The 12,945-nt window shown below is 45.0% G+C and carries 12 protein-coding genes; all 12 read left to right on the top strand.

The annotated features are described in order from the left end of the window. Window positions 1-622 precede the first annotated feature (622 nt). A complete protein-coding gene (locus LLF92_01360) occupies window positions 623-1,039 on the top strand; it encodes a hypothetical protein (protein MCE5339761.1) in 417 nt (138 codons plus the stop codon). Window positions 1,040-1,075: 36 nt separating this feature from the next. Then, complete coding sequence (locus LLF92_01355) at window positions 1,076-3,118, top strand: flagellar hook-basal body complex protein (GenBank protein MCE5339760.1); 2,043 nt, start codon at window positions 1,076-1,078, stop codon at window positions 3,116-3,118. A 15-nt stretch (window positions 3,119-3,133) separates the two neighbouring features. Then, complete coding sequence (locus tag LLF92_01350) at window positions 3,134-4,396, top strand: hypothetical protein (GenBank protein MCE5339759.1); 1,263 nt, start codon at window positions 3,134-3,136, stop codon at window positions 4,394-4,396. A 10-nt stretch (window positions 4,397-4,406) separates the two neighbouring features. After that, window positions 4,407-5,138 carry a flagellar basal-body rod protein FlgF gene (flgF, locus tag LLF92_01345; GenBank protein MCE5339758.1) on the top strand — a complete coding sequence of 244 codons (732 nt, stop codon included), beginning with the start codon at window positions 4,407-4,409 and terminating at the stop codon, window positions 5,136-5,138. 39 nt (window positions 5,139-5,177) lie between these two features. Continuing rightward, window positions 5,178-5,963 carry a flagellar basal-body rod protein FlgG gene (gene flgG / locus LLF92_01340; GenBank protein MCE5339757.1) on the top strand — a complete coding sequence of 262 codons (786 nt, stop codon included), beginning with the start codon at window positions 5,178-5,180 and terminating at the stop codon, window positions 5,961-5,963. Between the two features lie 70 nt (window positions 5,964-6,033). After that, entirely contained in the window at window positions 6,034-6,984 is a 951-nt protein-coding gene (gene flgA, locus LLF92_01335; GenBank protein MCE5339756.1) for a flagellar basal body P-ring formation chaperone FlgA, read from the top strand. Between the two features lie 9 nt (window positions 6,985-6,993). After that, entirely contained in the window at window positions 6,994-7,641 is a 648-nt protein-coding gene (locus LLF92_01330; protein MCE5339755.1) for a flagellar basal body L-ring protein FlgH, read from the top strand. Between the two features lie 80 nt (window positions 7,642-7,721). Beyond that, window positions 7,722-8,834, top strand: a complete 1,113-nt coding sequence (locus LLF92_01325; GenBank protein ID MCE5339754.1) for a flagellar basal body P-ring protein FlgI — start codon at window positions 7,722-7,724, stop codon at window positions 8,832-8,834. 10 nt (window positions 8,835-8,844) lie between these two features. Continuing rightward, entirely contained in the window at window positions 8,845-9,195 is a 351-nt protein-coding gene (locus LLF92_01320; GenBank protein ID MCE5339753.1) for a hypothetical protein, read from the top strand. Further along, complete coding sequence (locus tag LLF92_01315) at window positions 9,192-9,713, top strand: hypothetical protein (GenBank protein MCE5339752.1); 522 nt, start codon at window positions 9,192-9,194, stop codon at window positions 9,711-9,713. Before LLF92_01320 ends, LLF92_01315 begins: the two co-directional genes overlap by 4 nt. An 18-nt stretch (window positions 9,714-9,731) precedes the next feature. Further along, the gene (flgK, locus tag LLF92_01310; GenBank protein ID MCE5339751.1) at window positions 9,732-11,738 is read left to right on the top strand and encodes a flagellar hook-associated protein FlgK; all 2,007 of its coding nucleotides are present in this window, start codon (window positions 9,732-9,734) and stop codon (window positions 11,736-11,738) included. A gap of 15 nt (window positions 11,739-11,753) precedes the next feature. Beyond that, window positions 11,754-12,941, top strand: a complete 1,188-nt coding sequence (gene flgL, locus LLF92_01305; protein MCE5339750.1) for a flagellar hook-associated protein FlgL — start codon at window positions 11,754-11,756, stop codon at window positions 12,939-12,941. The last annotated feature ends 4 nt before the right edge of the window (window positions 12,942-12,945 follow it).

The following is a 12,945-nucleotide window of genomic DNA, read 5'->3' as shown; positions in this document are numbered from 1 at the left end:
TCTAAATTTAGTAAAATGGTTACATTTTAATTTTCTTTAAATCAATGTTTTATTGCGTTATACGCAATAGTTTTACAAAATTGCGAGAACCGTTTTTTTAACTTCTTTTGATTCCAAAGGTTACAATGGGACAGTAGTGATTTAAAATTTTAAATTTTCATATTCTTAATACTGAAAACTAAATGTCTAAAGATTTTCAAATCCAAACCATCACAAACTTTTTATATTATAGGACGGAAATTTTATTATAGGACGCAAAGAAAATTCTTAATTTTGAATTTTTAATTTTGATTGAAAAATTTTTAAATGCATTTCTAAATATGTGCGCATAAAAGTTTGACGCTATGCGGCAATATTTTCCGCGAACGTAAACATTTAATCATCTCCAGCCGACAACACCCCAAGATACACCACTCTATGTCTTAATGTAACACCTGCATTGTCAAGCACTTATACATTACAACCTGAAAATCTATTTAAAAATGGCACAATAATTGCTTGTGGTTTTGTGATTGCCAGCGGCAGAATTACGTATTCACTTGCAAAATTCTGCGCCGGCTGACCGCGAAAACAGCGGAGTTTAAAAAAGAATATCGGAATGAATTTTTGAAAAGGAAAAATTATGGCTACGTCATCAATAACTTCGGCAAGTGAAATCCAAATGGATTATATGCATCTGCTTGTAACGCAGCTTCAGAATCAAAATCCACTTGAGCCGATGGATAACGACCAGATGGCCTCACAGCTTGCACAGTTTTCCCAGCTTCAACAGTTGGAATCGATGAGTTCGAGCTTCTCGGATGTTCTGAAGACAGCCAATCGAACCTATGCCAATTCATTGCTGGATAAAAACGTAACGTTTTACTATCAGGATGAAACGACCGGTTCATACATACAGAAAGAAGGAACGGTAAAATCAGTATACTACGATGCGTCCACAGGCGAGACCAAACTTGGCGTAACAAGTACAGACGCAAACACCGGCACAACCGCAGAATTTACACTCGGTCTTGACGCTGTCGTACTGACAGAAAACTAAAATATTAAAAGAATATATTCTTAAGGAGTCATAGAAATGAGTTTTGCACTATCAGCGGGCGTAACGGGGTTACAGGCACATCAGAAAATGCTCGACGTAGCGGGTAATAACCTGGCAAATGTTAATACCACCGCGTTCAAGGCAAGTAGAATTACATTTTCTGAACTGCTAAGCGAAACACTAAAGAAAGCATCGCAGCCGACCACCACTGTCGGCGGTACCAACCCGCAGCAAATGGGAAGCGGCGTCGGCATATCCGGCATCGCACCTAATATGACGCAGGGTAATATCGTCAGCACCGGCAATCCGCTGGATATGGCACTTGAAGGCGAAGGCTATTTCGTGTTGAGTGATGGTTCGCAAAACCTTTATACCCGTGCGGGCACTTTCTCGGTTGACGCAAACTCAAACCTTGTTGACGCATCGACAGGCTACATAGTTCAGCGTATCGGTTCCGTCGGCGAATCAGATAACTTCCAGGTTTCCGGCAACAGTAACATCAACGTTCCATATAATGTAGCTATGGCGGCACAGTCAACATCTACAATAACACTGGCCGGCAACTTAAGCTCCAATTCAGCGTTGTCGACCCCGCAAACAAATATATTAAGGTCGAACATAGAATTCACGACAAATAGTGGAACAGAAGCGACCGAAACCACGAAACTGTCCGAGCTTGACCAGTTCAGCGGCGCTCTTACCGCAGGCGTTCTGACGTTCTCCGGCCTGAAACACGATGGTACCGCGCTTGGCAGCAGCCCAACAGTAGATTTGACAATGGCTGTCGATTCAACAACAACATTGGGCGATGTGCTTAACTGGCTGAACACAAGCGAAGGCACCGCGGCAGTAAGCGAAGTTCAGACCGTAACGCTGGGCACAGCTCCAAATAACGTACCGGACGGAGGAACATTCACCCTCACTTACGGCGGCGAAACCACGGCGGCAATAGACTGGGACGCAACGGCAGGAGAAATTCAAACGGCTTTGGAAGCATTATCAACAGTAAGTGCCGGCGATATTACAGTTTCAGGCTCAATGGCCAGCGGTGTTACATTTACTTTCGATGACACTTTAGGCGATGCAGGCCTGCTTACAATGGACTCCAGCGCATTACTTGACGGCGCAAGCGTTATTACCAATTCAATAGCGGAAACCGTCAAAGGATTTGAAACACAAGGCATACTCGGAGACAGCGCAACAGTAACCCTGTCCGGAGGCAGACTGGTAATAAGAGACACTGACAGCGGTTACAGCCAGACTGAATTTGAAATGAGTTATGCGGGTTATGGCACAATGACTTTGCCGGCGTATTTTGAAATATCGACGGTGGGCGGCGAAGAAGTCAAGACTGTAAATATCTCAGTCTATGACTCTTTGGGCGGCCAACACGTGCTGTCTGGTGCATTCGTGAGAACAGATTCGACAAATACATGGGACTTCGTCGTTACATCCGTAACCGGCGATATCTCTGATATTGACACAAGCGGGTTAAACAGCCGACGAATTAAGGGCATAACGTTTGACGAAAACGATGGTTCCTATAGAGGATTAGATACAACCACCAACGATACGGCGCAGATAAGTGTAACCTTCGCTCACGACACAGCCAATCCGCAGGTTATCTCTATAAACCTCGGAACAGCCGGACAATTTGACGGACTGACACAATTTTCGGGCAATTCAACGGCTGTCGCCAGAGAACAGGACGGTTACGCGGCAGGCAGCCTTTCGACAGTATCCGTTAACAACGAAGGCGTGTTAATCGGTGCATTTTCAAACGGTATCAAGAAGGAAATCGCAACACTGCAAATAGCACTTTTCCAGAATACAGCAGGTCTGGAAAGCGTCGGCAGCGGTTACTTCATTCCGTCTGCCAACTCCGGCGAAGCGGTCGCAACGCAGGCTATGAGCGGCGGTGCCGGAACGGTACACGGCAGTTCGCTTGAAAAATCAAACGCCGACGTCGCAACGGAATTCGTTAATATGATTCAGGCGCAAAACGGTTTCCAGGCAAATGCCAGAACTATTCGAGTCGCAAACGAAATTCTTAGAGAACTGACATCTCTTATCAGTTAATAAATCGGGACCAAAATGTATGTAATCGATACAAGTTTGAATTTGCTTACCCTGGCGGCGACAGCCCTGCAAAGATTTAACGCCCTTAAAAACTTAGAACAGTATAATAAGGACGACCGGGAATTCACACGCTACACCCTGATTGCAATAGCCATTCTTCTTGTAATACTGTTTGCGGTAAGTTTCAGGAGAATCCTCCGCAACAGACGGGAAAACGCAGAACTTTTCGCCGAGTACGCCGAGCAAAGAGATTTAATCGATGAAGAGATACATCTTCTTGTGAAAATCATCCGCAAAGCAGGGTTGAGACTGCCGGCGTCGATTTTCACTATGAGCGAAGCTTTCGACAAAGGCAGCGAAAAGTTAAAAGCCGAGCTGTTTAAAAAACACAACCGCGAGGAACTTATCCGCATCGAACCGATACTGACTTCCCTGCGGAATAAACTCGGATACCAAAGAACAGTGTCTTTTTCACGGGGAATGCCTGCGGCATCTGATGCAATAAGCAGCAGACATCTTCCTTTGGGAAAAGAATTAGTAATCGAACGCGAAATAAACAATAAAAAGGAAACCATAGACGCGACAGTCATCCGAAACAACAGTAACGAATTAGCCATACAATTAAACAGAGCGACAATAATTACGTTTGGTGAAAACTGGAAAGTCCGCTACTTTTTCGGCACGTCAATATGGGAATTTGAAACGTTTGTAATAAGTTATGACGGCAACATAATGGTTTTGGAGCACAATGACGACGTACACTTTGTCAACCGAAGACGCTTTTTACGAGCTCCGGTAAGAAAAAAGGCATACGTAGCGTCTTTTCCGTTCGAAAAAACATTCAAAAAAAGTATCGAAAGCCTGACAGAGAACAATTTTCCTGATGTACAAATGCAGCCTTTGATGTTCATTCCCGCAGTTGTTACCGAACTGGGCGGGCCGGGACTGCGAATCGAAACTTCGCTACCGGTCAAACAGGGAGAAAGAATACTGATTATGTTCGAGCTGGAAAGAGATACACAGCAATCTTTAGTTAAATATCAGGAAACGGACACAGTCAAATATATATCGACGTCCATTTTAAAAGCAATCGAAAATGTCGGCATCGTGCAGGAAGCAGGTATTGTAAAAAGAGCGAGTGAAAATCCGCACTGCCCGACAATCGCTGTCGAACTGATGGGACTTAACGATTCAGAAATCGACTGTCTAATCAGAGCGACAAATACGGCATCGCTGGAAAATATCGAAAATAATACGCCGGAAGAAGTAAACGCATAAGGATTTTGAAATGTCAGATTTAAATACACAAGTTGGTTCGGCAGTCGAGGGGCTGACTCGTGAATATAATATAATCGCCAATAATCTGGCGAACATAAGCACTGCGGGATTCAAACGCAGATGCAACGCATTTTCTAAACTCCTCGATGCGCAGGAGACACAAAACAGCTCAGGTGCCGGCAACGATGTGAGCCTGACTTCTGCATTCGATTTTTCACAGGGAACGTTCACAGACACCGGCGGCACACTCGACGCTGCTCTTTGCGGCAAAGGATTCTTTGTCATACAAACCGCACAGGGACCGCTTTATACAAGAAACGGCTCGTTTCATCTGAATACTAACAATCAGCTTGTGGACTTGTCCGGCAGAACAGTTTCCGGCGCAAACGGACCAATTACAATCCCGACAGAAGTACATCTGTCGCAAATAAATATCGGCGCCGACGGTACTATCAGCGCAAATGGAAACCAAATAGGAAAATTGAAAATCGTCGATTTCCAAGACAGCGAAAGCAAACTCGAATCAGTAGGCTTCAATTGCTACAGCGCACCTAAAGACGCCACAGTGACCGACGCGACAAATACAACCGTACGACAGGGAAGTCTGGAAAATTCCAACGTTCAAATGGTGGAAGAACTTGTAGATATGATAACCGTCAGCAGGCTTTATGAGGCAAATATGAAATTTCTCGCCGTCGGAAGCGAAAATACGAAAAACCTCATCGGCCTGGCAATGAGCTAAAAATTACTGATTAAAAATAATTAATATAAAGGAGTATATATGTTAAGAGCCTTTTCAACCGCTGCAACGGGCATGAGCGCTCAACAAATGATGGTGGATGTAACGGCAAACAACCTTGCCAACATCAACACCAACGGTTTCAAACGCAGCCAAATCGATTTTCAGGATTTGCTCTACTTAAAATTAAGACAGGCCGGCACTGAAGTATCTTCAGGACTTTTAGCACCAAGCGGAATAGAGATAGGAAGCGGAGTTCGCGCAGGAGCAACCGAAAAAGTCTTCACAAGCGGCGAACTTGTAAACACCGGCAAACCGCTGGATATAGCCATATCAGGCGACGGTTTTCTGCAGGTAACTATGCCGGACGGCAAAACGAGATACACCCGCGACGGCGCACTACAAACAAACGCCAACGGAGATTTAGTAACTACAACCGGCTATCAAATCGAGCCGGCAATTACAATACCGGTCGACGCCACTGATATAACCATAGCTCCCGACGGAAGCGTCCAGGTTACGACACCATCGGGAACATCCACCGCCGGAAATATTCAACTGGCGACATTTATAAATCCGGCAGGCTTGTCAAGCGACGGCGATAACCTTCTTTCGGAAACAGAAGCAAGCGGAACGCCCGTTACAGGTACACCGGGAATGGACGGATTAGGCACGATACAGTCAACGTTTCTTGAAAAGTCCAACGTGCAGATGGTTACCGAACTTGTCAACCTTATCACCGCCCAAAGAGCTTACGAAGTAAACTCAAGAACGATAAAAGCCGGCGATGATATGCTGCGTAATTCAATACAAATAGCAAGCGTGTAATTTAAAATTAAAAATTAAAATTAAAAATTTTGATTTTTGATATTTGATATTATAGAAAGCAAGCATAGCTATGAAAAAGATAATAATTATCCTACTGCTGACAATGCTGTCTAATGTTCAAGCCGGCAGCGGTTTGCAGATTTATCTGCCAAGAGAAATCACCGTCAGCAGCGATAAACTTCTTCTGGGAGACATCTCGGTAATACAAGGCGATGACGCTCTTGCTGCCAAAGCTCAAGCGATACCGCTGGGACGGTTTTCATCGGCAGGTCAGAAAATCACTATTGATAAAAAAGTTTTGACCGCGGCTCTGGCATCGAATGGAATCCGCGCCTGGCAGGTAACATTCACAGGCGCTAACGAAGTAACGATATCGCAAAAACATTTGGCCATCAGCGGCCAGGATTTTGCGGACAAAGCGCTGGCATATCTGACGGAAAATCCGCCGCACATTTCAGTATGTAAATATACTCTGACGCAAACGCCGCAGGATTTAATTCTTACCGATGTCAACGACAACATAAAATTAACCGCGAGTATTACGAGCAATGTCAACAGCCAGGTAAAAGTATTGGTCAGCGTTTTCTGCGGGGAAAAAGAACTCGGCAGCCGGGAAGTCGCGTTCTCAATGAAATATACCTGCAAAAAAGCTGTCGCGGCGGCAGATATACCGGCAGGCACAATTTTAAACGCTGAAAATGTAAAAGTAGAAAATTTCACGGCCAATCAGCCACAGCCGGCAAACTGGACGCCGCCTTACGGACTGGCCGCGAAAAAACTTCTGCCTGGAAATTCAGAAATCACAATGAATATGCTTGAAATATTAAAACCGCCGGTGCTTCTGCAGCGGAATCAGAATGTTCTGATTAAAATCGACAGACTTGGCCTTGTCGTTACCGCGATTGGAAAAACAATGCAGGAAGGCCGGACGGGCGAATATATAAAAGTTCAGAATTTAAGCTCGCAGCGAATAATTATCGGAAAAGTACAAGAAGACGGCAGTGTCGAACCAGTACTGTAAGGTGCAATAATGAAAAATAAAATAATATCAGCGTTTATCATATCGGCATTCGTATTCTGCGTCGCGGCGAATCTGCACGCAGATTCTATATGGGCTAAAAGAGACCAGAACAAAAAAGACATCTACGCCGACGATAAAGCAAGACATATCGGCGATGTAATAACAATCGTAATCAGCGAAGAAAGCAAAGTTGATAATAAACAGAAACGAAATATGGAAAAAACCACAAGCAGGTCTATTGATTTCGACGGTCAGCTTGGCATAGTTTCACAAACAGGCTCCGGCACAGTAACGAAAAACTATCTGCCGAGAATGCCAGGCATAAATATGTCTGCTGAATCAAGCAATAAATTTGATGGCAAAGCTGATTTCAAGGACGAACGCAAGTTCACTGATTCAATAACCGTTGTCGTTGTGGATATAATGCCAAATAACAATCTCGTTGTGATGGGAACACGCACAAGAGAAATAGCGGGCGACAAGCAGGTAATCGAAGTCAGCGGAATAGTAAGACCGACCGACATCTCTTATGACAACACAATCAAAAGCGAACAAATCGCTAACTTTTCAATTATAACCAAAAATGCAGGTTACGCGGCCAACTTCAACAAGCCGGGGTGGTTTGGAAACTTTATGGATATAGTCTGGCCATTCTAAAGATAAATTAAAAATCAAAAATTAAAATGCAAAATGACAAATTAAAATTTAAAGATGAATTCAAAAGACGGCATAAACTTATGAATATGAAGACAATCTGCTTAATAACATTACTTGCGGCACAAACGGCTTTATGTCAGCGAATTAAAGATATTACCGACATTCAGGGCGTTCGAGGAAACCCGCTCACCGGCATAGGCCTTGTAGTAGGTCTGGCCGGCACAGGCGATTCTTCACTGCCTGCACAGCAGATGCTGGCGAATGTCCTCAAAGACGCCGGCGAAGTTTTCAGTCCGTCCTCATTTTCCGGCGGCAACGTAGCACTTGTAGCGGTAACAGCGGAACTTGGGCCGTTTTCAAGAGTCGGCTCTGAAATTCCCGTAACGGTTTCATCAATGGGCGACGCCAAAAGCCTTCAGGGCGGAAGACTTCTGCCGACACTTTTGAAAGGTCTCGACGGCGGCGGGCTGCTCGATGGACAGGTTTACGCCATTGCAAAGGGCGGCGTTTCAATCGCAGGCTGGACGGCATCGGGCGATAAGGGTTCTATTACGAAAAATCATCAGGCTGCCGGCGAAGCAGTGGCTACCGTTGAAAGAGAAGAAATAGCCAGCTTCATCGAGTATATCGCCGACCAGCGGTTCCTCAATTTGAATCTGCGAAACGCGGACTTCTCAACCACTGAACAAATCAGCAAAATCATAAACCAGATTTACCCGCAAAGCGCCATCGCCATCGACGGCGGAAGCGTAAGAGTAAGAATACCAAACGATATACCGCCCAGTGGAATCGCCGGTTTCATCGATACAATTACAACGCCTGAAGTCAGAGTTGACAGCCCGGCGGTAGTGGTCGTCAATGAACGCACAGGCACTATCATCGTCGGCGAAAACGTCTGTATATCGTCGGTCGCTATCTCGCAGGGAAGTCTGACCATAAAAATCAGGGAAAGAGATATCGTATCGCAGCCGGATACGCCGTTTACGGAAAACGCGACAACCGCAGTAACACAGGAAACAGAATTATCTGTCAGCGAAAAAAGCGGATACCTGATTCCCGTTCCAAGACTTGTTACTGTTGCGGAGCTTGCCAATACGCTTAACGCGATAGGCGCAACGCCGACAGACCTTATAGCAATATTCCACGCACTGCAAAGAGCTGGCGCTCTTCAGGCAAAACTGGAAATAATGTAGGAAAAATTTAATGGATACAGGCTTAACAATCGATTCGTCCGTTTCGTCGCCGGCATTGCCGACATCGCCGGACAAGATAAACACATACAGCGGAAACGAAGATGCCGCGAAGAAAAAATTCGCGATGGATTTCGAATCGATATTCATCGATAAGCTGCTGGGCGAGATGAAAAATACCATCGGCGAATGGGGCGAAGAAAAAGACGGAGCCGCACAGCAGACCGAAGGCCTGTTCTATATGTTTCTGGCAAAAGGATTGGGCGAAAACGGCGGAATCGGACTGTGGAAGGATATTTATAAATCCCTGCAGACCGGAAACGAACAAAATAATTCGAATACACTTTTAGACAAAAAAATATGAAAACATCAACACTTGAATTTGAAGATAAAGTCAGACAATTGCTGACAATTCTCGATACCGACATCGAAAACATTCAGCAGAATATGAATATGCTGAACGATTTGCGGGGGTTCGTCATTAAACGCGACGATAAATCGCTAGAGCAAATGCTTGAGAGCCTTCACTTGCAGCCGAACCGCTTCAAAGACAACGAATTGCAGCGAACACGCCTGCGTGAAGAACTGGCGCATGCAATCGGCAGCGAACCTGCGAAAGTAAATTTGTCCGCGATTGAGAGCGTGTTGACCGGCGATATGAGACGGCAGGTAAGAGAAAAAAAATTCAAATTGAAATTATTGACCGCGATGCTGCGAAAAGAACACACAAGCACAGCGAAACTCCTGTCTGACTGCGCACGATTCAACAGTATGCTTTTGAAATGTATTCTTGAAACAGGTCGGGCGAAAACAATAACATACAATCCGCAGGGGTTGTCCGAACGGCAGAGCAGCTCGGCTATTATGAATATGGAACTTTAATTTAAAACGGATATTGAAATGGCTGATTTTAGTATAGGTCTTAGCGGATTAAACGCTATTCAAAAATCATTAAACGTAATCGGCAACAATATCGCCAACGCCGCTTCAGAGGGCTATCATAAGCAGGTTGTAGACCTTTCGCCGGCTTATTTTTCAAGTCAGGGCTCTGTCATCATCGGCGGCGGTGTAACAGTACAGGATGTAAGACGTTCCATCGATACCCTGCTTGAGCAGGAAATATACAGACAGCAGTCTGTCGAAGGTGATCTGGCACAGCAACAGAACACGCTCCAAAGTATCGAAAACGCGTTCGGCGAATTCACAACCGACGAAGGCGGACTTGGCTCGGCAATCGATAGTTTTTTCAGCTCACTGCAGGATTTAACTCTTCACCCCAACGAACAGGTTTGGCTGAACCAATTCGTAAGTGAGGCCAACGCGATGGTCAGTCAGTTTGCAACTCTTGGGAAGTACTTAACAGACCTGCAGTCGCAAATCCGGCTCGAAAGCGAAAACATCGTAGATAATATTAATACCCTCGCAGGCCAGGTAGCCGAACTCAACGATAAAATTGAAGGTATCGAACTGGTCGATGGAAACGCAAACGCGATGTGCGACCAGCGAGATAAACTCATATCTGACTTATCCGGCTTAATCGGCGTAGAGACCATTAACAGAGCACATGGCGTGGTCGATGTCATTGTCGGCGGAATACCGCTTGTCGTCGGATCCACAACAAGCGAACTGGATTTAGGGCTTACTGACACTGGGGATCTGGGAATTACAATCCAGGGCGGCGCCATGTATTCTTCTGATTTCGAGGGCGGAGAACTCGGCGGATTGATGTCTCTTTCAAACGACACTGTTTCAAGCGTACAGGAAAAATTAGATTTACTGGCATCTACAATTATAAAAGAAGTAAACAGTTGTCATGTGCAGGGTGTCGGCGTATCCGGTTCGTTCGATAATCTTATCGGCTGGGCAAACACAAGCGGAAATCTTGAGGATTTCGCCGATGTAACAAGCGGTTATGTTTACATGAGAGTTACAAACACAACTAACGGCTCAATTACACGCACAGAAATTCCAGTGATGCAGGGAACTTCATCCGATTCGCTAACCGATATAGTAGATTATATCAACGCAAACGTCAGCCACGTAATCGCGTCGGTTAATTCATCAAATCAATTATCTATAACTGCAGATGCCGGCTACGAATTTGATTTTCTACCGGCACCATTTTCTGAACCGCTGGCAGCAGATACCAATTTCAACGGAACAACCGACCCGGAAATTGCCATTTCAGGAAGTTATACCGGCGATTCGAACGATACGCTGACTTTTACAGTACAGGGTGCAGGTTATGTCGGCAACGACAGTAGTTTGAAACTTTATGTAACAAACAGCAGCGGAGACGAAATAGCCACTTTGAACATCGGTACAGGATACTCTCCGGGCGATAAAATACAGATTGGAAATACGGGACTTTATATAACAATGAATTCACCGACTACCGGTGCCGACATCGCAGACCTTGTGAACGGCGATTCGTTCAACATAGATGTTTTTAACAGTTCTGATACTTCAGGACTGCTCTCGGCCGTTGGTCTTAACACTTTCTTTTCCGGCAGCAGCGCACTGGATATCGCAATATGTCAGGACATAATCGACGACCCCGGAAGGACAGCGACAGCCATCGGCGCAAATATGAACGATAATGACAATATCGCACGGATGCTGAATTTGCAGGAAGGCTCGATAAGCGAACTTGGCAATTTGAACTGCGGCGAATTTTATCGTCAATTAGTAACTGAAATCGGACAGGATTTGTCTATCGTCGAAGTTCAAAAAGAAAATGTCGAGTCGATGCTTGTAAACCTTACCAACCAGCAGGCTGAAATAAGCGGCGTCGATATCAATGAGGAATCGGCGCAATTACTGGTCTTTCAGCAGATGTTTCAGTCCATCGCTAAATATATGATGACAGTTAACGAAACACTCAAGGCCATAATGGAAATAATTTAATTTCAGGAAAAAATTATGAGCGGTATTTTAAACAGCATTTATAACAGCAGCGTTTACGCTTTATATCTGCATTCAAAAGCATTGACAGCACTGCAGGAACAATACTCCACCGGTTCACGCATAAACCGCGCATCTGACGACCCGTCGTCAGCATACAAAGTTATGGGATTAAACACTCAAACTACGCAGCTTAAAAATTATATTGCCGCCATCGACGATGTAAGCGGCGTTCTGGAAATGTCCTCAACCATTATCGGCAGTATGACAACGGAACTGGCCAACGTAAAAGTAAGTCTTAGTCAGATTATCAGCGGTACTTACGATGAAAGCGGACGCAAAAGACTCGCCGGGCAGGTCGATGACGCGCTTGAGCAGATGGTTTCTCTGGCCAACACAAAACACAGCGGTAATTATATCTATGGCGGCAGTAATACAAGCACCGCGCCATATACTGTCGAACGAACTGATGATATGATTACAAAAGTAACATATCAGGGAAGCGATCAACAAAGAGATGTCGCCGTCGCTCAGGGCGTAGAATCCAGCGCTTATTACGTCGGCGATGATATGTTTCGTTCTGATGAGCGTACAACGCCGACATTTACCGGCGATACCGGCGTTACCGGCGGCAGTGGAACTTCCAGCATAAGAGGCAACGTCTGGCTTAATGTTACGCAAGACGGCGATGGAGATTACAATTTATCGCTTGGCGGTACTACTGTTGATCTGGGAAGTTATACAGGAGATTTAAGTAATGTGCCGGTTAAGGACGCTGATGGAAATGTTTTATACGTAAATGCAACCAATCTTAGCAATACCGGCTATGAAATGGTCAGCGTCTCTGGTACTTATGACATCTTCAACATTTTGATAAATGTACGGGATTTGCTGCTGAACGAAAAAAACCTTTCAACTACACAGCTTCAGCAATGCCGAAGTGAGCTGGCAGATTCACTTGACGAAGTAAGCAACCTTCTGCTTAGTCAGGAAACTTCAATAGGCTCGAAAATCGGATTTGTCGATAACCTGCGCGATTCACTTGAAAATATGCAGTACAATACCGAAGATGAATCGACAGCGATTGAACAGGCCGATATAGCTCAAGTCGCAATCGACCTTGCCAGACGCGAAACGCTTTACCAGATGACTCTTTCGGCGACAGGCAAATTGATGTCTATGTCGCTGCTGGATTTCATTGATTAACTCT

Source organism: Planctomycetaceae bacterium (assembly GCA_021371795.1).
Lineage (GTDB): Bacteria > Planctomycetota > Phycisphaerae > Sedimentisphaerales > UBA12454 > UBA12454.
The sequence above is the reverse complement of the archived record's forward strand: the minus strand, read 5'-3'. Positions and strand labels throughout refer to the sequence as shown.

What these genes read in the sequence shown, in the direction of transcription:
- LLF92_01360 (MCE5339761.1), top strand. Translation starts at nt 623, where the DNA reads ATGGCTACGTCATCAATAACTTCGGCAAGTGAAATCCAAATGGATTAT.
- LLF92_01355 (MCE5339760.1), top strand. Translation starts at nt 1,076, where the DNA reads ATGAGTTTTGCACTATCAGCGGGCGTAACGGGGTTACAGGCACATCAG.
- LLF92_01350 (MCE5339759.1), top strand. Translation starts at nt 3,134, where the DNA reads ATGTATGTAATCGATACAAGTTTGAATTTGCTTACCCTGGCGGCGACA.
- flgF (MCE5339758.1), top strand. Translation starts at nt 4,407, where the DNA reads ATGTCAGATTTAAATACACAAGTTGGTTCGGCAGTCGAGGGGCTGACT.
- flgG (MCE5339757.1), top strand. Translation starts at nt 5,178, where the DNA reads ATGTTAAGAGCCTTTTCAACCGCTGCAACGGGCATGAGCGCTCAACAA.
- flgA (MCE5339756.1), top strand. Translation starts at nt 6,034, where the DNA reads ATGAAAAAGATAATAATTATCCTACTGCTGACAATGCTGTCTAATGTT.
- LLF92_01330 (MCE5339755.1), top strand. Translation starts at nt 6,994, where the DNA reads ATGAAAAATAAAATAATATCAGCGTTTATCATATCGGCATTCGTATTC.
- LLF92_01325 (MCE5339754.1), top strand. Translation starts at nt 7,722, where the DNA reads ATGAATATGAAGACAATCTGCTTAATAACATTACTTGCGGCACAAACG.
- LLF92_01320 (MCE5339753.1), top strand. Translation starts at nt 8,845, where the DNA reads ATGGATACAGGCTTAACAATCGATTCGTCCGTTTCGTCGCCGGCATTG.
- LLF92_01315 (MCE5339752.1), top strand. Translation starts at nt 9,192, where the DNA reads ATGAAAACATCAACACTTGAATTTGAAGATAAAGTCAGACAATTGCTG.
- flgK (MCE5339751.1), top strand. Translation starts at nt 9,732, where the DNA reads ATGGCTGATTTTAGTATAGGTCTTAGCGGATTAAACGCTATTCAAAAA.
- flgL (MCE5339750.1), top strand. Translation starts at nt 11,754, where the DNA reads ATGAGCGGTATTTTAAACAGCATTTATAACAGCAGCGTTTACGCTTTA.